The sequence below is a fragment of the Kaistia soli DSM 19436 genome (assembly GCF_900129325.1).
In the GTDB taxonomy this organism is placed as follows: Bacteria; Pseudomonadota; Alphaproteobacteria; order Rhizobiales; family Kaistiaceae; genus Kaistia; species Kaistia soli.
Genome location: NZ_FQUP01000002.1, coordinates 606,247 through 625,396, shown reverse-complemented (window position 1 = coordinate 625,396; position 19,150 = coordinate 606,247). Strand labels below are relative to the sequence as shown.

19 protein-coding genes are annotated in these 19,150 nt (G+C 66.6%); 5 read left to right on the top strand and 14 right to left on the bottom strand.

What is annotated here, in order from left to right; all coding sequences use genetic code 11:
* Positions 1–2: 2 nt before the first annotated feature.
* The 3 genes from fabI to fabA are packed head-to-tail and all read right to left on the bottom strand — an operon-like array spanning position 3 to position 2,668.
* Entirely contained in the window at positions 3–845 is an 843-nt protein-coding gene (gene fabI, locus BUB39_RS12425; RefSeq protein ID WP_073053628.1) for an enoyl-ACP reductase FabI, read from the bottom strand.
* A gap of 18 nt (positions 846–863) precedes the next feature.
* Positions 864–2,087 carry a beta-ketoacyl-ACP synthase I gene (gene fabB / locus BUB39_RS12420; RefSeq protein WP_073053626.1) on the bottom strand — a complete coding sequence of 408 codons (1,224 nt, stop codon included), beginning with the start codon at positions 2,085–2,087 and terminating at the stop codon, positions 864–866.
* A 53-nt stretch (positions 2,088–2,140) separates the two neighbouring features.
* Positions 2,141–2,668: a 3-hydroxyacyl-[acyl-carrier-protein] dehydratase FabA gene (fabA, locus tag BUB39_RS12415; protein WP_073053624.1), complete on the bottom strand. Its 528-nt coding sequence runs from the start codon at positions 2,666–2,668 to the stop codon at positions 2,141–2,143.
* Between the two features lie 223 nt (positions 2,669–2,891).
* On the opposite strand from fabA, the gene BUB39_RS12410 reads away from it, so the two are divergent.
* On the top strand, positions 2,892–3,215 hold the full coding sequence (locus tag BUB39_RS12410) for a hypothetical protein (RefSeq protein ID WP_073053622.1): 324 nt from the start codon (positions 2,892–2,894) through the stop codon (positions 3,213–3,215).
* 13 nt (positions 3,216–3,228) lie between these two features.
* Here the strand turns inward: BUB39_RS12410 and BUB39_RS12405 are convergent, their stop codons facing one another.
* Complete coding sequence (locus BUB39_RS12405; RefSeq protein ID WP_073053620.1) at positions 3,229–3,549, bottom strand: ArsR/SmtB family transcription factor; 321 nt, start codon at positions 3,547–3,549, stop codon at positions 3,229–3,231.
* Positions 3,550–3,659: 110 nt separating this feature from the next.
* Here BUB39_RS12405 and BUB39_RS12400 point away from each other — a divergent pair, with 110 nt between their 5' ends.
* Positions 3,660–4,880, top strand: a complete 1,221-nt coding sequence (locus BUB39_RS12400; protein ID WP_073053618.1) for an MFS transporter — start codon at positions 3,660–3,662, stop codon at positions 4,878–4,880.
* On the opposite strand, the gene mtnA is transcribed toward BUB39_RS12400, so the two are convergent.
* Complete coding sequence (gene mtnA / locus BUB39_RS12395; protein ID WP_073053616.1) at positions 4,881–5,978, bottom strand: S-methyl-5-thioribose-1-phosphate isomerase; 1,098 nt, start codon at positions 5,976–5,978, stop codon at positions 4,881–4,883. It abuts the gene before it with no gap.
* A 152-nt stretch (positions 5,979–6,130) separates the two neighbouring features.
* Here mtnA and mtnC point away from each other — a divergent pair, with 152 nt between their 5' ends.
* Positions 6,131–6,844, top strand: coding sequence for an acireductone synthase (gene mtnC, locus BUB39_RS12390; RefSeq protein ID WP_073053614.1), 714 nt, complete (start codon positions 6,131–6,133; stop codon positions 6,842–6,844).
* 5 nt (positions 6,845–6,849) lie between these two features.
* Positions 6,850–7,761 (top strand): DMT family transporter, encoded by a 912-nt coding sequence (locus BUB39_RS12385; protein WP_073053612.1) that lies wholly within the window; start codon positions 6,850–6,852, stop codon positions 7,759–7,761.
* Here BUB39_RS12385 and BUB39_RS12380 read toward each other — a convergent pair.
* From BUB39_RS12380 to hemP, 9 genes are all read right to left on the bottom strand, one after another.
* Positions 7,758–8,483: a dienelactone hydrolase family protein gene (locus BUB39_RS12380; protein WP_073053610.1), complete on the bottom strand. Its 726-nt coding sequence runs from the start codon at positions 8,481–8,483 to the stop codon at positions 7,758–7,760. The two genes, BUB39_RS12385 and BUB39_RS12380, sit on opposite strands and share 4 nt — an antisense overlap.
* Before the next feature lie 76 nt (positions 8,484–8,559).
* Entirely contained in the window at positions 8,560–9,489 is a 930-nt protein-coding gene (locus BUB39_RS12375; RefSeq protein ID WP_073053608.1) for an ABC transporter permease, read from the bottom strand.
* A complete protein-coding gene (locus BUB39_RS12370) occupies positions 9,486–11,048 on the bottom strand; it encodes a sugar ABC transporter ATP-binding protein (RefSeq protein WP_073053606.1) in 1,563 nt (520 codons plus the stop codon). The genes BUB39_RS12375 and BUB39_RS12370 overlap by 4 nt, the downstream gene beginning before the upstream one ends.
* Positions 11,045–11,959, bottom strand: a complete 915-nt coding sequence (locus tag BUB39_RS12365) for a sugar ABC transporter substrate-binding protein (RefSeq protein ID WP_073053603.1) — start codon at positions 11,957–11,959, stop codon at positions 11,045–11,047. The genes BUB39_RS12370 and BUB39_RS12365 overlap by 4 nt, the downstream gene beginning before the upstream one ends.
* 83 nt (positions 11,960–12,042) lie before the next feature.
* Positions 12,043–13,488 carry an FGGY family carbohydrate kinase gene (locus BUB39_RS12360; RefSeq protein ID WP_073053600.1) on the bottom strand — a complete coding sequence of 482 codons (1,446 nt, stop codon included), beginning with the start codon at positions 13,486–13,488 and terminating at the stop codon, positions 12,043–12,045.
* Positions 13,489–13,565: 77 nt separating this feature from the next.
* Positions 13,566–14,351: a heme ABC transporter ATP-binding protein gene (locus BUB39_RS12355; protein ID WP_073053598.1), complete on the bottom strand. Its 786-nt coding sequence runs from the start codon at positions 14,349–14,351 to the stop codon at positions 13,566–13,568.
* A 7-nt stretch (positions 14,352–14,358) separates the two neighbouring features.
* Positions 14,359–15,429 carry a FecCD family ABC transporter permease gene (locus BUB39_RS12350; protein WP_244540232.1) on the bottom strand — a complete coding sequence of 357 codons (1,071 nt, stop codon included), beginning with the start codon at positions 15,427–15,429 and terminating at the stop codon, positions 14,359–14,361.
* An 8-nt stretch (positions 15,430–15,437) separates the two neighbouring features.
* Complete coding sequence (locus BUB39_RS12345; protein WP_084527292.1) at positions 15,438–16,415, bottom strand: heme/hemin ABC transporter substrate-binding protein; 978 nt, start codon at positions 16,413–16,415, stop codon at positions 15,438–15,440.
* 27 nt (positions 16,416–16,442) lie between these two features.
* Complete coding sequence (gene hemP / locus BUB39_RS12340; protein WP_073053594.1) at positions 16,443–16,613, bottom strand: hemin uptake protein HemP; 171 nt, start codon at positions 16,611–16,613, stop codon at positions 16,443–16,445.
* A gap of 251 nt (positions 16,614–16,864) precedes the next feature.
* Between hemP and BUB39_RS12335 the strand changes: the two genes are divergently transcribed.
* On the top strand, positions 16,865–19,138 hold the full coding sequence (locus BUB39_RS12335) for a TonB-dependent hemoglobin/transferrin/lactoferrin family receptor (protein WP_084527290.1): 2,274 nt from the start codon (positions 16,865–16,867) through the stop codon (positions 19,136–19,138).
* Positions 19,139–19,150: the final 12 nt, after the last annotated feature.

Here is a 19,150-nt window from a genome sequence, read left to right as displayed (position 1 = left end):
CCCTACTCGGCCGCCTCGTTGGTGCTTTCAGCCTGCGCCTCATGCACCTTCAGATCGTCGAGGCGCGGCATGGCGATGATGTTGTAGCCGGCATCGACGAAATGAATCTCGCCGGTGACGCCGGTCGAGAGGTCCGACAGCAGATAAAGCGCCGTGCCGCCGATTTCTTCGGTCGAAACCGTGCGGCGGAGCGGAGCGTTCTTGCGCTGGAAATTATACATGAGCCGGGCATCGGCGATGCCGGCGCCGGCCAAAGTGCGCACCGGTCCGGCCGAGATCGCGTTGACGCGGATTTCATCGCCGCCGAAATCGCTGGCGAGATAGCGCACGGAGGATTCGAGCGCAGCCTTGGCGACGCCCATGACATTGTAGTTCGGCGACACGCGGGTCGAGCCGCCGAAGGTCAGCGTCAGGATCGAGCCGCCATTCGGCATCAGCGCTGCGGCGCGCTTCGCGACCTCGGTGAACGAGAAGCACGAGATCATCATCGTGCGCGTGAAATTCTCGCGCGTCGTATCGGCGTAGCGGCCCTTGAGTTCGTTTTTGTCCGAGAAGGCGATGGCATGAACGAGAAAGTCGATGCCACCCCATTCCTGCTTCAGCGTCTCGAACACGCCGTCGACCGAGGCGAGATCCTCGACATCGCACGGGATCAGCAGCTTGGCGCCGACCGATTCGGCCAGCGGCTTGACCCGTCGGCCGAAGGCTTCGCCCTGATAGGTGAAGGCGAGCTCGGCGCCATGGCTCGCAAGAACCTTGGCGATCCCCCAGGCGATCGAATGGTCATTGGCGACGCCCATGACCAGACCGCGTTTGCCGGCCATCAGCGTTGTCGTCGTGGTCATGCTCGGTCTCCCCGCCGACTAGCCGGCATAGCGCTGGAAGACCAGCGAAGCGTTGGTGCCGCCGAAGCCGAAGCTGTTGGAGAGCACAGTGTCGATCTTCGCGTCGTCGATACGCTCGCGCACGATCGGCATGTCGGCGAAGGCCGGGTCCAGCTCATCGATATGAGCCGACTTGGTGATGAAACGATTGTTCAGCATCAAAAGCGAATAGATCGCCTCGTGCACGCCGGTCGCGCCCTGCGAATGGCCGGTGAGCGACTTGGTCGCCGAGATCGGCGGGCAGGCATCGCCGGCACCGAACACTTCGCGGATCGCCTCCATCTCCTTCAGATCGCCAACTGGCGTCGAAGTAGCGTGCGGATTGATGTAGTCGACCTTGCCGACCTTCGAGATCGCCTGGCGCATGCAGCGCGCCGCGCCCTCGCCCGAGGGCGCCACCATGTCGGCGCCATCCGACGTGCAGCCATAACCGACGATTTCGCCATAGATACGGGCGCCGCGCGCCTTGGCGACCTCGAGTTCCTCGAGCACCAGCACGCCGGCACCGCCCGAGATCACGAAGCCGTCGCGATTGGCATCATAGGCGCGCGAAGCGACCGACGGGATCGCGTTGTAGCGCGAGGACAGGGCGCCCATCGCGTCGAAAAGGACGGTCAGCGTCCAGTCCAGTTCCTCGCAGCCTCCGGCGAAGACGCGATCCTGCTTGCCCCACTGGATCGTCTCATAGGCGTTGCCGATGCAATGGTTGGACGTCGCACAGGCGGAAGAGATCGAATAGTTGACGCCCTTGATCTTGAACCAGGTCGACAGCGTCGCGGAGGGCGAAGACGACATCGCCTTCGGCACGGCGAGCGGGCCGACCTTCTTGGACGATCCCGAAGCAAGCGCCTTCTGCGCCGACTCGACGATCGTCCGGGTCGAAGGGCCGCCGGACCCCATGATGATGCCGGTGCGCTCGTTGGAGATCTCGCTCTCCTCGAGGCCGGCATCGCGGATCGCCTGGTCCATGGCGACATGGTTCCAGGCGGTACCGCCGCCATGGAACCGCATCGCGCGGCGATCGACCACCTCGGCCGGATCGAGCGTCGGAGCGCCGAAGACATGGCTGCGGAAGCCATGCTCAGCCTGCGCGCCCGCAAAGGAAATGCCGCTCTTCGCCTCGTGCAGGCTCGCCAGCACTTCCTGCGTGTTGTTGCCGATGGACGAGACGATGCCCATCCCCGTGACGACGACCCGCTTCATGGTCCGCTGTCCTTCAATTCGTCGATCCGCCCGGTCCGGGCCGGTCCTGCCGCTCAGCCGACCGCTGGCACCGCATCGCCCTTGAACAGGCCGACGCGCAGGTCCTTCGCACGGTAGATGGTCTCTCCATCGGCCTTAAGCCAGCCATCGGCAATGCCGAGCACCAGTTTCGACCGGAGAACGCGCTTCAGGTCGACGCCATATTCCACGAGCTTCACATTCGGCAGCACCATGCCGGAGAACTTGAGTTCTCCGGTCGAGAGCGCGCGGCCGCGACCAGGCGAACCGGACCAGCCAAGGAAGAAGCCCAGCATCTGCCAGAGCGCATCGAGACCGAGGCAGCCCGGCATGACCGGATCGCCCTTGAAATGGCATGCGAAGAACCAGAGGTCCGGCGTCACATCGAGCTCGGCGCGGATGTGGCCCTTGCCATATTCGCCGCCTTCCTCGCTGATCGAGGTGATGCGGTCGAACATCAGCATCGGCGGCAGCGGCAGCTGCGCATTGCCTTCGCCGAACAATTCGCCCCGCCCGCAGGCGAGAAGCGATTCATAGTCGTAATGCGACGGGCGGTCTGCCATTGCCGTCAGTCTACCTCTTCTCGGCGCCCGGTCTGGCGCAATTGCCCGACGGATGCCATATGCGATATGTCGGCATACCGGCGCCCCCCGAAAGGCGCCGCCGCCGAACCGAGGCCTTCCTAACATAGGCTCCACCCGATCGAAAGCCCGTGCGGCGGCGGCTTTCCAAGCCGCGATCCGGCGCAGCGGGAATGCGAAGCAGTTTGCCGGCGGAGAAGCGGGAATGGCGTCAGATCGCAGAACAGGCCGGTTCGGCCACGGGTTCGCCCTCGGATTGGCGCTTCTCGCTCTTGCCCCGGCCGCCTCAGCGGGCGAGCTGTTCAAGCAGCCCTCGATCGGCCTCGATCCGCCTAAGATCATCAAAAGCGTACCGCCTTCGGTGATGCCCTCGCTCAATGCGAACCAGTGCCAGCTTGCAGCTGGAACCTGCCCGCTCGGCCGTCTGCAGCGCTCCGGGACGCGTTGCTACTGCGTCTCGAACGGCACGGCGCGCCAAGGCGCAACGCGGACAAAGCCTCAGGACATCAGGCCGCCGCTCGGCGAGTAAAGACGACTACTGGTCAGCCCGGATCGGCCGCCCTGACTGCCGTCAAGATAGAGGGCAGCAGGCCGGGAAAGCGCTGCTCGATATCGGCCGCCCGCACAGAGATCAATCGCCGCGGACCCTCGATTCGCGTGCGCGTCACGCCGGACTCGCGGAGGCGCGCCAGGTGATAAGTGAGGTTTGTCTTGGACGAGAACGGGCTCATCGAGCCGCAGCTGTCTTCGCCGACCTCCGAGAGATAGGCGACGATCTCGCGTCGCGTCGGGTCACTCAGCGCATCGAGAACGGCAGACAGATCGATCTGGTCGATGTCGGGGTGAAAAAGCTCCTTGGCCATTCCGGAATCATAGGCATCGGACGCGAAGAGTTCAACAATCCTTGAACTGATTGACGGACAGGAGACGGATATCTATTGTTCAATAGTTATTGAACTTATGGAACGATCGCATGCTCCGTTCTCTCATCTGGCTGTCCTTCGGTACATTCGCCATCGGCACCGAAGGCTTCATGATCGCAGGAATCCTGCCGGCCATGGCATCCGATCTGCAGGTTTCTGTGGCGATGGCCGGCCATCTCGTGACCTGCTTCGCCCTCGTCTACGCGATCTCGGCACCGCTCACCGCTGTGGCCACGGCGAGCCTGCCTCGAAAGCCACTGCTGGCCGCATCCATAGCCGCCTTCGCGCTCGCCAACCTCGTCGCCGCGATAGCGCCCGGTTACTGGTGGCTGATGGGCTCGCGCGCTTTGCTCGCCCTCTCGGCAGCCGCCTTCACGCCGGCTGCAACGGGCACCGCGGCGATGATCGCCGCGCCGGAGAAGCGGGGCCGCGCCATTGCGATCATCTATAGCGGCATGACGATCGCGGTCGTCGTCGGCGTCCCCGCGGGAACCATTCTCGCCGAGCATCTCGGCTGGCGGGCGACGTTTATCGGCGTCGCCGGGCTCGCTGTCCTTGCCCTCATCGGCATCGTGTCGCAGTTGCCGCAGGTCGCGGCACCGCCGGCGGCCTCGCTCGGCACCCGGCTCGCGGTGGCGCGTCGTCCGGAGGTGCTCTCGATCCTCGGGCTGACCGTGCTCGCGATTGCCGGCGCCTTCACGGTCAGTACCTATGCCGGCGCGCTGCTCAAGGATGTGTTCAACGTCTCGCCCAGCATGATCGCCTTTGCATTGTTCGTCGTCGGCATCGGCAGCGCTGCCGGCAACTTCTTCGGCGGCTATGCGGCCGACCGCTGGAACCAGCGCCGCTTCATCACGACGATCCTTGTGACACTCGCCGTCGACTTCGTCGCAATCTCGCTCGCCGCAACCTTTGCTCCCGATCGCGCGGGGCTCGTCGTCGTCGTAGTTGCGCTCGGCATCTGGGGCTTGTTCGCCTGGGCGCTGCCTGCGGTGCAGCAGGTGCGCCTCGTTGCCGTCGATCCGCCGCTCGCCGCTGTCTCGCTGTCACTGAACTCGTCGGCAATCTATCTCGGCACCGCGGCCGGGGCGACAGCCGGCGCCGCCGCCATAGACCTCGCCTCGGTGACGGCAATCGGCTGGGTCGCCGCTCTGTTCGAAGTGGCGGCGCTCATCGTCTTCGCTCTCACGACGCGAGCCGGCCGGCGTACCTGGTTCCGACGTGACGACATACCGGCGTGCCCTGGCTCCGGCGCGCAACAACGAGCCTGATCAGCTGGCGCGCTCGGGATAAAGCCCGAGCAAGCCTTCTCGGCTCGCCTTTGCGACGCCGCGCTCGGTGACGAGACCGGTCAGGAGCCGTGCCGGCGTGACGTCGAAGGCAGGGTTCGCCGCCTTGGTGCCTTTCGGCGCGAGGCGCACCTTCACGATCGTGCCATCACCGGAGATGCCCGAGATATGCGTGACCTCGTCGCTCGCGCGCTCCTCGATTTCGATTTCCTTGACGCCGTCGTCGACACGCCAATCGATGGTCGAGCCGGGCATTACGACATAAAACGGCACATGGTTGTCATGCGCGGCCAACGCCTTGAGATAAGTGCCGATCTTGTTGCAGGCATCGCCCGAGGCGGTGACGCGGTCAGCGCCGACGAGGCAGATGTCGACCGCGCCGTGCTGCATCAGGTGGCCGCCGGCATTGTCGGCGATCAGCGTATGCGGCACGCCATGCGAACCGAGTTCCCATGTGGTGAGGCTGGCGCCCTGGTTGCGCGGCCGGGTTTCGTCGACGAAGACATGCACCGGAATGCCGGCGTCATGCGCGCTGTAGACGACGCCGAGCGCCGTGCCCCAGTCGACGCAGGCGATCCATCCGGTATTGCAGTGGGTGAGGATGTTGACCGGTCCGGAGCGGCCCTTGGCCTCCCAGATCTCGCGGATGAGCGCCGCGCCGTTGGCCGCCATCGTGCCATTGGTGCGAATGTCTTCGGCATGCAGGCGATCGGCGGTGGCAAAGGCCACGACGGCGCGCTCCGCTTCCGGGAGGCCGGCAACGGCTGCGCGAACGATGTCGAGCGCCCAGCGTAGATTGACCGCCGTCGGCCGCGCCGCATAGAGCGCGTCATAGGCACCGGCGACATTGGAGTCGGACGCGTCGGCGGCGAGCGCCATCGCATAGCCGTAAGCGCCGGTGACGCCGATCAGCGGTGCGCCGCGCACCACCATCCGCTTGATCGCATCGATGGCCTCCGTGACGGTTTCGATCCGGAGCGTTTCGAAGCGATGCGGCAGCAGCGTCTGGTCGACCACCGTCACAGCGGACTCATTGCCGTCACGCCAGATCGAACGATAAGCGACGCCGTCAACTTTCATCACGAACACTCCAGACATGCCGGCGCGGCCGGCGGAAAAGGGGGATGACCCCGCAGACGTAATCGAGTAGAGGCGAAGCCTCGGCTCTTCAACCCCGATCGGAGCCGGTACCAGCGGGATCGGCCGAGGCGCCGCTTGGAGACGAAGACGAGATGACGAACCATCCGATCCGCGCTGTTCTCACCGATATCGAAGGCACGACCTCGTCCATATCCTTCGTCAAGGACGTGCTCTTCCCCTATGCGCGGCAGCGCCTTGCCGGATATGTCGCCGAGCATGCCGACGATCCGACGGTCAAGGCGGCGCTGACGGAGGCGCGGGTGCTGGCCGGCCGGGCGGACCTGTCACAGGACGAGACGGTGGCACTTCTGCAAAGCTGGATCGATGCCGACCGAAAAGCGACACCGCTCAAGACGCTGCAGGGTCTCATCTGGGAAGACGGATACCGTTCGGGAACCCTCAAGGGCGATCTTTATCCCGACGCGGCCGAATTTCTCGCGCGTTGGCGCAATGAGGGACTGTCGCTCTATGTCTATTCCTCCGGCTCCGTGCTGGCGCAAAAGCTGATCTTCGGCCATACGGAATTCGGCGACCTCACCATTCTCTTCTCCGGCTTCTTCGACACGCTGGTCGGCGCCAAGACCGATCATGCCTCCTACGCTGCCATTGCCGAAGTCGCTGATTTGCCGCCCTTCCGCATCCTGTTTCTCTCCGACAACACGGCCGAACTCGACGCCGCCCGCGAGGCGGGGATGATGACGATCGCGCTCGATCGTGGCGAGGCCGTGCTGCCCGAGGGTCACGGCCACCCCGTCGCCAGGGATTTCAGCGAGATCGATGCGCTCGCCGGCACACTGAAGGCCTGATCGACATGGACAAGGCGCGCCGCATGGCGACGGCGACCGGAGCGCTGGCCATCCTGCTCTGGTCCTGCCTTGCGCTTGTGACCAGCCTGTCGCGGGCCATCCCGACCTTCGAGGCGCTCGCCATCACATTTGCTATCGGCGCGGTGACGCTGTTCCTCTGCTTCCTGCCGCGACAGGGCCTCGGCGGCATCGCGCGCGCGTTTCGCCAGTGGCCGGCGCGCGCGTGGATGCTCGCGATCGGCGGCATTTTCGTCTACCACGCGCTTTACTTCATCTCGTTCCGCCTCGCGCCGGTCGGACCGGTCACGATCATCAATTATCTCTGGCCGTTGATGATCGTCATCCTCGCGGGTGTGCTGCCCGGCGGTGAAAGCCGCCTCGGTTGGCCACAGCTTGTCGGGGGCGTCATCGGTTTTGGCGCAACGGTGCTGCTCGTCGGCTTCGGCGGCATCGCGCTCGGCGGCGATGCGCTCGTCGGCTATGCCTGCGCCCTCGCCTGCGCCCTGGTCTGGGGCCTCTATTCGGTGCTCAACAACCGGATCGGCGCCACGGGAAGCGAGCCGATGATCGGGGTCTGCGCGGCCGTTGCCGTGCTCGGCGCGATCGGGCATTTCGCCATCGGCGAACGTTTCTTGATGCCGGACAGCAGCACGGCGCTCGCGCTGCTGGTCCTCGGCGTCGGCCCCGTCGGCGCGGCCTTCGCCGCCTGGGATCATGCGACGAAGAAGGGCGATATCGCCGTGCTCGGCGCGCTCTCCTATGCGACGCCGCCGCTCTCGATGATCCTGCTCGTCGCTGCTGGCGCGGCCGAGCCGAGCTGGCGGCTCGCCATTGCCACGCTGCTCGTGGTCGCCGGCGCCGCGCTTGCCGCGATGCCGGCCGGGAAGCCGGGGCTGCGCGCGAAGCCGGCTGGCTAGACCAGCGCCTCCTCAAGGACGGTCAGCAGACGCTTCCAGTGCCGCTCGGCGCCCGCCACGTCATAGACGCTGTGGTCGGGGACGGCCCAGCCATGACTCATGCCGACATAGTTTTCGATCATGTGGTCGATCCCGGCGCTACGCAGCGCCTCGGCGAGCCGGGCAGACTGTTCAGGCGGGAAGCTGTTGTCGACCCCTGCCGAGCCGACATAGACGCGGCCGCGAATCGTGCCGGCGCGCCGATGCGGCGAATCATCAGCATCGCTGGCGAGATTGCCGCCATGGAAGGACAGCGCGGCCGCCACGCGCTCCGGATAGGCCGCCGCGGCCACCAGCGCCCGGCTACCGCCCATGCAATAGCCGAGGGTCGCAATCGGGCCGGTCACGCCGGCCTCGGTCAGCGCTTCGATATAGGCGCCGCTATCGGATTCGGTCATCGCCTGAGTGGTGCCGCGGATCATCGTCATCAATTGCTGTCGCGACGTCTCGTTGCCGAAGGCATCGGTCGCGAAGGGACCATAGGCACCGAAGCGATAGAAGAGGTCGGGGACGAGCACAGTGTAGCCAGCATCGGCCAGCCGGTCTGCCATGCCGGAGAGCGCGGGCCTTGGACCGAAGGCGTCCATATAGAGAATGACGCCTTTCGCCGACGGTATTGCAGGCACATGAAGGCCGGCCGGGCACGCGCCATCGGCCGTTTCGATCTCGATCTGCTGCGGCATCGCTTGAATCTTTCGTGATGGGATCGCGGCCAGAGGGAAGCCGCTGCAGCTAAAGCTATGGCAGGCTTAGCAACTGTCAATCGCCCGCGCGGCCGAACTGGCGCACCAGCACGGCAGCGAGGATGATCGCGCCCGTCATCAGATCCTGCAGGAAGCTCGGCACGCCGAGAATGGTGAGGCCGTTCGAGACGACCGCGATGATGGCAGCTCCGACCAGGGTGCCCGGCACGCTCGGCTCGCCTTCGCGAAAGGCCGTCATGCCGAGGAAGACGGCGGCATAGGCGGAAAGCAGATAGCCGCCGCCACCGGTCGGGTGGGCGCTGCCGAGCCGCGCGGCGAGCAACAGGCCGGCAAGCGCCGCAAGACCCGCCGACAGCGCGAAGGCGATGACCATGTCACGCCGGACGGGAAGGCCGACCAGCCGTGCCGCCTCGCGATTGCCGCCAATCGCATAGAGCCGACGGCCGAATTCGGTGGCGTCGAGCAGCAGCCAGACGATCGCCGCTGTGCCGATCAGCCACAAAGTCGGCACCGGCAGGCCGAAAAGCGCGCCGCGGCCCAAGTCACGGAAGGCCGGCGGAATGCCGGAGAAGAGCGTGGCGCCGTCCGAGATCCAGAAAGTAAGCCCGCCGATGATCGTGCCGAAGGCGAGCGTCGCGATGAAGCTCGGCACGGCAAAACGTGCGACGAGGAGCCCCGAAACCGTCCCCATCGCCAGCGCGGTCACCAACACAAGCGCGAACACCGAGGCGATACTGAAGCCGGCGCCGAACAGCGAGACGGCGGCGATGCCGGCAAAGGAAACGACCGCCGAGACCGAGAGATCGAACTCGCCGACCACCATCACCAGCGTTGCCCCGATCGCGACGATGGCGAGCAGCGACATCTGCTGCGTGATGTTGACGAGATTGGCCATGCTGCCAAACGCGCCGGGTGATGCCACCGCGAAGACGGCGATGATCAAGGCCAGCGCGAGAAGCGTGCCGTAGCGGCGAAGAAGGGTCATGCGACTGCGGCGGCCTGGTTCTGCGGTTGAGAAAGATCGGCGGACGCGTGACCGAAGGCGGCGGCAACGACCGCGTCCCGCGTCAGCAGGGCGCCGGCAAGATCGGCGACGATGCACCCGCCATTCATGACCAGAACACGATCGGACAGCGCCATCAGCTCCTCGATGTCGCTGGTTGCCGCGATCACGCCGGCACCTGCATCGGCAAGGCGGCGGATCTCGTCGTGAATCTCGGCCTTGGCGCCGACATCGACGCCGCGCGTCGGTTCATCGATCAGTGCGAGGCGAACCGGGCGGCCAAGCCAGCGGCCGAAAAGCAGCTTCTGCTGGTTGCCGCCCGAAAGGGTCAGCGGCGATCGGTCGAGACTGGCCGCGACGAGGCGGAGCCGCGCGCCGACTTGGCGGGCGAAGGCGTCGATCTTGCGACGAGCCGGCATCGGCAGGCGCGGGGCGCGACGAAAATCGGAAAGATGCGCGAGCGCGAGATTATCGGCGATCGAGAGCGCCCCGGCGAAACCCTCGCGGCGGCGATCCTCGGGCACATAGATGACGCCCTCAGCGATGCGGCCGGCCGGGCCTCCCGCCAGCGGACGGCCGGCGAGGCGCATGATCCCATGAGCCGGAACGGCGCCCCAGAGCGCCTTCAGCAGCGCCGAGCGCCCTGCGCCGACAAGGCCGTAGAGACCGACGATCTCCCCGGCGGCGATATCGAGCCGCGCACGGGCGCCAGCGGGTCCGAAGGCGATATCGGCGGCAAGCACCGTGGCTCCAGCGGACAACGGACGGTCTGTTTTCGCTGCAGACCCGGTCGATGCCGACCCGCCTGACATCAGGCGCACGAGCCCGGCGCGGTCGATCTCGCGGATGCGGCCGGCGCCGACCGTGCGGCCACCGCGCAGCACCGTGTAGCCGTCGGCGAGCGCCATCACCTCGTCGAGGCGGTGGGAGATGAACAGCACCGCCGTGCCGGAGGCGGCGAGCTGACGGACGACCGTATGCAGCCGTTCGGCCTCGGTCTCGCTGAGGCTAGACGTCGGTTCGTCCATGACGACGAGGCGGGCCTCGGTCATCAGCGCACGCACGATCTCGGCCATCTGGCGCTGACCCGGCGTCAAGCGCACGGCCGGACGGTCGAGCGGCAGGTCCGGCGCAATACGGGCCGCAACAGCCGCGACATGCGCGCGCATCGCGGGGCGGTCGAGGAACGGCCCCCGCCGCGGGTGGCGGCGACCGATCCAGGCATTGCCGACGGCATCGAAATGCGGAACGAGGTTCAGCTCCTGATGAATGAAGCGGAAGCCGAGCGCCTCCGCCGCCGGCGGGCCCGAGATCACAGCCGGCTCACCGTCGATCAGAATCCGACCGGCGCCGGGTTGGTAAAGCCCGGACAGGAGCTTGATCAGGGTCGATTTGCCGGCCCCGTTCTCTCCGACCAGCGCATGCACCTCGCCCGGCGCGACCCCGAAGTCGGCGCCGTCGAGTGCGCGCGTCGCCCCGAAATGTCGGGTGATGCCGTCTAGTACCAGGAAGGGCTGGTGCCCTTCGGAGCCGCCTGTCACGGGCAGGTGACGCCGAGCGTCTCGGGCGTGATCAGCTTGGCGGGCGCGTAGAGTTCGGCCTTTTCGGGCTTCTGTCCCGCGAGGATCTTGGTGAGGCCGTCGGCGGCAAGACCCGCCATGGCATCGAAATCCTGGCTGACAGTGCCCTTGATGTGGCTGCAGGACTTGATCAGCTCGACCGCCTGCGGATTGCCGTCGATACCGGCGATGATGATCTTCGAGTCGGGCTTGTCGGCCTCGATCGCAAGCTCAGCGCCGATCGCCGGTTCGTCCCATGCGGCCCAGACCGCGTCGATCTGGTCGCCCTGGCTCTTCAGCAGGTCCTCGGTCGTCTTGCGCGCGTCGTCGATCGGCCCGGGCACGACCATGTAGTGCTCGGCGATGACCTTGATATCGGGATTCTTCTTAAGAGCTGCGTCGAGCGCCAGCTCGCGCTGGTGCACACCCGGATGCGCCGAATAGTAGAATTTGACGATGTTGCCCTTGTGGCCAAGCTTGTCGAACAGGAAGTCCGACAGCTTGGTGCCGAGCTCGAAATTGTCCGATGTCACGTTCAACGCCACGCCGGGCGCCGTCGCGCCATCGATGGTGACGACGGGGATGCCGGCGGCCGCAGCGGCGCTCACTTGATCCTGGATCTGCTTCGGATCGACGCTGACGAGGACGATCGCACCGACCTTGGCCGCAGTAACATCCTCGATGCGGCTCGCGAGCTGACCCATGTCGCCGCGCGTGTCGACGACGGTGGCGTTCCAGCCTGCAGCCCTTGCCTTGTCCTCGAACACCTTGATCATCTGGTTGGTGGCAACCGAGCTCTGATAGGGCGTGAGGACGGCGATATCGACGGCGCTTGCGGCGGAAGCCGTGGCGACAAGGCCGGCGAAAGCGAGGGCATAGAGCGAAGCGCGCATGATTTCTTGTTATTCCCCGTGAACTGGCGATCGATTGTTATCGCCTTGGCGGTCGCGAGCGCAAGCGCGGCGCTCAGGCTCGCTCAGAGATCGGTGGCGAGTGCCCGCGCAGCCTCGGTGGCGCGGCGATAGGCCGTGAAGCGCCGCTCTGCGCGCGCGGCGCGGTCCGCGCGTGGCGGGACGATCCGGCTGCCGGCTTCTGGTGCCGAGGTCGCGCCGATGACGGGGGCCAGCATCCGGTAGGCGCCATAGGCGGTGACGAGACGGCTTTCGGGCGGCACCTCGACGACCGCGCCCGTCACATCGGCGACGAGTTGCGCGACAACGCCGGCGCCGGCTACGCCGCCAGCCAGCACGATGGCGCGCGGGCGAACGGGCAGCGCGTCGAGATTGTCGCGGATCGCGAAGGCGAGGCCCTCGAGCACCGCATAGGCGAGCGCCTCGGTGTGCTGGGCGCTGCCGAGGCCCAGAAAGGCGCCACGCACCGCGCGGTCGGCGAACGGCGCGCGCTCGCCGATCAGAAAGGGCAGAAACAGCGCCGAAGGTGGCTCGGCATCATGTGTCCCGGCGGCGGCATAGAGTTCCGGCACGGTGCGGCCGGCGATATGGGCGAACCAATCGAGCGCAAGGCCCGCAGCGAGGAAGGGCGAGATGACCACCACATCGCTGCCGACCGGCGCGGCCAGCGTGTAGGAGGCCCGCGGCGGTGCCGCGGTCTCGAGCGGCATGGCGGCAGCGATCCAGCCGGTGGTGCCCAGATAGGCATGCGGTCGGTCATGCACCTCGCTCGCTGTGCCCCAGGCGGTGGCCCCGCCGTCGCCAGCGCCGACATGCACCGGAATGCCGGCCACGAGGCCAAGCGAAGCAGCGGCCTCGGGCAGCAGGGGTCCGGCCAGCGCGTCGGCGTCGAGGATATCGGGCAGCAAGGCCGGCGACAGGCCGATGGACGCAAGAATTGCGGCGTCCCAGTTGCGCGCAGCGAGGTTCATGAGCCCAGTGGTCGAGGCTGTGGAAGGATCAACGACGGCGCGGCCGGTCATTGAGTGGATGACCGAGTCCTTGGCGCCGAAGAGAATCCGCGACGCCGCCGCCATGACGTCGGGCTCGTGCTCATGCAGCCAATCGAGCCGGTAGAGGCAGAGCGCCGGATCGACCTTATTGCCGATGCGCGCCTCGAAATCGGCCGGCAGATCTGCCCCGACGGCCTCGACACGCGATGCGTCGACACGGGCATCGCTGTAGAGAATCGCCGGGCGAAGCGACAGGCCGTCCCGGCCAAGCAGGACGATGTTCTGCATCGAACCGGACAGGGTGATGGCATCGACGGGATGGTCGATGGCAAGCTCTGTCACCGCCTCGATCGTCGCCTGCCACCAGTCGCCTGTTGCCTGCTCGGCAAAGCCAGGTTCCGGCGCATCCGTGACCACGGGACGATCGGCGGCGCGCAACGCGTGGCCGCTGCCGTCGAACAGGACCGCCTTGACCGAGGAGGTGCCGACATCGACGATGAGAATCCGTTTCGCAGCCATTCCATCCGTCCGCTCGTGCCGTCGAAGGGCCGCAATCTAGCGGCGACGACTGGCGGAGGCCACCCCGCGGTGTCCTCTCAGGCGGCCGTCGCGGCCTGCGGCAGTATGAAGGGCACGCCTGCCGCCGTCTTGCCGACGGGCAGCGTGACGCCGAACACCTCGGCGAGCAGCGCGTCGGTCAGGACGTCCGCCGGCGTGCCTTCGGCAGCGATTTGGCCGCGATGGACGACGACGATCCGGTCGGCATGCAGGGCCGCGAGATTCATGTCGTGCAGCACCGCGACGACCCCGCCGCCGCCGCTGGCAAAATCGCGCGCAGCGGACAGCGTCATGAGTTGGTGGCGAAGATCGAGGCTGGCCGTGGGCTCGTCGAGGAACAAGAAAGCCGACCTTCCATCGGGTCGTGGGTCCGGCAACTGGCAGAGCACGCGCGCAAGATGCACCCGTTGCTGCTCGCCGCCTGAGAGTTCCTGGTAGAGGCGCCCGCCGAAACCGTCGAGATCGACGCGGGCTAGCGCCGCGACGACGCGGGCATTGATCGCGCCGGCACCGCGCCGATCGAAGGCGCCAAGCCGGACGACCTCGTGCACGGTGAAGGGAAAGGCGAGCGAGGAGGCCTGCGGCAACACGGCGCGGCGCGCAGCGAGCTGGCCGAGCGGCAAACGCCGCAGATCCGTGCCGTCGATCGTCACTCGCCCCGAGGCCGGCTTGATCTCGCCGGTGAGCGCCTTCAGCAGCGTCGACTTGCCGGCTCCGTTCGGACCGATGATGGCGGTGACAAGACCCGGCGGGATGGTGAGGCTGATGCCATCGACCAGCCGCTTGTGGCCGGCGCGGATCACGAGGTCTTCAGCGGCGATCATGCGGACCTCACAAGTCGACGATGCCGCGGCGGCGCAGCAGGATCGAGACGAAGAACGGCGCGCCGATGATTGCCGTCACGATGCCGATCGGCAGTTCGGCCGGAGCGACCACCATGCGGCAGACGATATCGGCGCCGATCAGGAGGCCCGCGCCGAGCAGCGCCGAAGCCGGCAGCAACGTGCGATGCTCGGGGCCGATGGCGAGGCGCAGCAGATGCGGCACGACGATGCCGACAAAGCCGATGACGCCGGTGAACGCGACGGAAACGCCGACCACCACCGCGACGGCGAAGACAATGACCGATTTCAGCCGCTCGACATCGATGCCGAGATGTCGAGCCTCCGATTCGCCGAGCACCAGCGCGTCGAGGCCGCGGGCGATAAACGGCGTCAGCGCCAGCACGCCGAGGATCGGCGGAGCAGCGATGGCAAGCTTCAGCCAGGTGGAGCCGGCGAGGCTGCCCATGGTCCAGAAGGTCAGCTCGCGCAATTGCGCGTCATTGGCGCGATAGACGAGGAAAGAGGTCACAGCGCCGGCGAAGGCGCCGAGCGCAATGCCGGCGAGCAGCATCGTGGCCACCGAGGTTCGCCCGCGCCGCGTCGCAATCGCGTAGAGGACCAGCGTCGTGGCAAAACCGCCGAGAAAGGCCGCGACCGGCAGCGCGCCGATCGAGACTGACGCCGCCAGCGGGCCGAGCAGCGCGCCGCCGGTGACGATGACAAGGACAGCGCCCAGCGCGGCACCCGAGGAAACGCCGACCAGACCCGGATCGGCGAGCGGATTGCGAAACAGCCCCTGCAGCATGGCTCCGGCGATGGCGAGCGCTGCGCCGACGAGGCCGCCGAGCAGCATGCGCGGCAGGCGGATATCGATCAGCACGATCCGCTCGGTCACGTCCGCAGCCGGCCTGCCGGCGATCCAGTCGCCGAGAATCGCCAGAGCCCGCCCGACGGGCAGGCCGAACGGCCCGATCGCGAGCGCGGCAGCCATTACCGCCGCCAGGAGCAGACCGAGCAGCATGATCGCGAGTTGCGCGCGGCCGCGACGATCGCCCGCGGGCACGGCGGGGGCGGACATGGCCGTCATCAATTCCCCGCCGGAAGCGCCAGCTGCGGATAGAAGGCGGCGGCGAGATCGCGCGCGGCATCCGGCATGCGCGGGCCGAAGCCGAGCAGATAGAGGCCGTCCATGACGATCAGCGACTTGTCGGCGGCGGCCGGCGTCGCCGAGAGAGACGGCAGCGCGAAGATCGTCGCCGGGTCGGGGTCGGGGGAACCGGGACGCTTCATCATCACAATGCTCGCCGGCTGCGCGGCGACCATCGCCTCGGCCGAGGCCGGCTTGTAGCCCTCGACCGAGCCGAACGGATTGACCGCGCCAGCGGCCGTGAGCATCGCATCGGCGGCGGTATGGTGGCCGGCTGCCATCAGGCGATCGCCCGCGCTGCTCATCAGGAAGATGGCGCGACGGCGCTTGTCCTCGGGAATGCTGGCGATGGCGGCGGCCAGCGCATCGGCGCGCGCCTCGACACCGTCGGCAAGAACTTTGCCCTTCTCAGGCTCGCCGATCACGTCGGCAATCATCGTGATCTTCTCGGCGATGCCCTTGGCACTGTAGGGCTCGGGCAGAATCACGATCGGCACGGACGCTGCGAGCAGCAGGTCGAGCGCCTCCTTCGGTCCGGAACCCTCGACGGCGAGGATCAGATCCGGCTTCACCGACAGCACGCTCTCGGCCGAGAGCGCCCGCATATAGCCGACATCCGGCTTTTCCAGCGCCTCGGGGGGATAGAGGCTGGTCTGGTCGCGGGCGATGACGCGGTCGCCGGCGCCAAGCGCATAGAGGATTTCGGTCACGGCGCCGCCGATCGAGACGATGCGGTCCGCGCTGGCGATCTCGACCGTGCGCCCGCGCGCATCGGTCACCGAACGGGGAGCCGCGATGGATTGCTGGATCGCGAAGACGGTAATCACGAGCGCCGCCGCGAAGCCGATGGCGAGGCGGACATGGCGGCCCGGCGCATGCGGGATGAAGGAAAAGGGCAAAGGGGACAGGGCGCGCATCAGGAGCCTCCGGTCACGCGTTGACGGTCACTTGTTGAGGATGAGCTTGCCGACCCGGGTCAGCCGCAGCCGGTAGTCTTCGCTGCCATGGCGGATAATTAGCTCGCGGGCCCCCTGCAGGAGGCTCTCGCTGGAAACGATCCGCGGTTGCGGCCGGGCCGCCTCCGCCTCGCCGTTTGCTCCGCTCTGCTCCTGCATCGGTTACTCCACCGGGTCGGCCGCGCCAGGCGGCAGTCTTGAGGACTTCTAAACTTGCGAACCATTCGCAACTAATTACTTGACTGCCATAATCACCTTTTCTATGGATCGCAACGATCAAATTTCGAATCCGCCGTCTGCCGCTTCTGCGCGGCGGGCGGTCATGCCGAGCCCGCCAGTTCGTCCGCAGCCCCGAGCCGCGACCGCGACAGCCAGCCAGGCGCTTCCCGTCTTCCGTATTGGGGGCTCTGATGAGCATCGCGCGACTGAACGTCCGGCTACTGGCCGGTTCGACCTTCCTCGCCTGCCTGGCCATGACATCCGGCGGCGCCATGGCCCAGCAGGCCAAGGCTCAGCAAGCTACCGAGGATGGCGCGGTGCAGCTCGACGCGGTGGTTGTCCAAGGCGGCTCTGGCACCGGCACGACGACGGGCGACCAGTCGCCGGCCGTCACCGCCAAGGCCGGAACGGCCCTCGTCACCACGACGACGCAGCAGGAACTCACCAACCGGATGATCGATTCGTGGCAGGCCTTCGGTCAGCGCGCGGAGCCGGGCGTCGGATTCTCGACAGACAACAATTCGATCAATGTGCGCGGCCTTGACGAGAACAACGTCCTGACCACCATCGACGGCATCCGCCTGCCCTGGCTTGGATCGGGCGATGCCCGCGGCGTGACCGGTGGCCTCTCGACCTTTGATTTCAACGCGCTCAGCGCGATCGACATCGTGCGCGGCGCGGATTCGAGCATCGGCGGTTCGGGCGCCATGGGCGGCCTCGTCGCACTGACGACGCTTTCAGCCGACGACGTCATTCGCGAGGGCCGCAACTGGGGCTTCATCACGAAGAACCTCTATTCCAGCGCCAACAACTCCTTCACCACCAGCGATGCCGTCGCCGCCCGCTTCGGCGACACCTCCATGCTGGTGCAAGGCTCCTACACGACCGGCCACGAGACCGAGACGATGGGCGATGTCGGCGGCTACGGCACGACGCGCACCGAGGCCAATCCCGAGGACTTCGACCAGTACAGCCTGCTCGGCAAGCTGACGCAGCGGGTCGATGGCGGTCACACCTTCACGCTGACGGGTGAGATGTTCCATGCGAACTCCACCACCGACATGATGTCGAGCCAGTCGCTGACCGGCAATTATCGCCCGGGCAACAACACGGCCGGAGAGGAAGCCCGTCGCCAGCGCTTCTCGCTGACTTATGACTATCTGGCGCCCGAGCCCGGCGGCTTTGCCGACAAGGCGCAGGTGATCCTCTACTGGCAGAATGTCGAGCTCGACAACACGACCGACGCCTATCGCTCGACCAGCGTCATCGGCCCCTACCAGCGCCAGAACAGCAACCAGGTGCAGGAATACGGCCTCAACGGCTTCGCCGAGAAGGCGCTGACGCTCGGTGGCTTCGAGAACCGCTTCACCTGGGGCGGCGAATTCTACATGACCGACACCAGCCAGTATTCGGCCGGCAAGGACAATTGCCCACCGAACGCCACCACCTCGCCCTGCTCGATGCTGCACACCAACCAGGCCGACATGCCTGACGCTCAGGGCGCCAGCTTCGGTATCTATGGCCGCGACGAAATCGCGCTCGGCAACAACCTCTTCCTGACGCCGGGAATGCGCTTCGACTGGTACCAGCAGGTGCCGCAGGCCACGGCCGGCTATGGCAATGGCAACGAGGCCTATATTGGCCTGCCGGAGACCTCGTCGGGCTCCAAGTTCTCGCCGAGCCTGCTCGGCACCTGGAAGGCGACCGACAAGCTGTCCTTCTATGCGCAGTGGGCGCAGGCCTATACCGCGCCGACGCCCGGCCAGCTCTACCTCACCTATGGCGGGCCGGGCGCCTATCTCTCGATCGGCAATCCGGACCTCGAGGCCCAGTCCGGCTCCGGCTACGAGATCGGCACCAAGTTCGGTGACGACCATCTCGGCGGCGGCATCTCGGCCTTCACGAACTTCTACAAGAACTTCATCGACAGCCAGCAGCTCACAAAGGCTGAAGCCGCGGAGCGCGGCTACGACCTCTCCGAATATCCCTTCGGCGTCAGCGAATATGTGAACATCAACAGCGTCAACATCTACGGCATCGAGGCCCGCGGCGCCTGGAAGTTCGCGCCGAACTGGAAGCTGTCGGGCTCGCTTGCCTGGATGGTCGGCCAGAATCTCGACGACAACACCTATCTCGACTCGGTTCCGCCGCTGAAGGGCGTCATCGGTATCGGCTATGCCGACGTCGAGTGGGGCACCGACCTGCTGGTCACCGCCGCCGTCGACAACGCCCAGACCTCGGCCTCCTTCCAGGCCCCGGCCTATGCCGTCGTCGACTGGACCGCGTGGTGGCAGCCGGCAAAGCTGCCGGGCGTGCGCATCCAGGCCGGCGTCTTCAATCTCTTCGACGAGACCTACTTCAACAATCTCGACATCCCGACCTCGGTCACGGCGTCGAGCAGCAATCTCGATTTCTATTCCGAGCCGGGCCGGAACTACCAGGTGAACCTCACCTACCAGTTCTGATCCTTCCCGCAC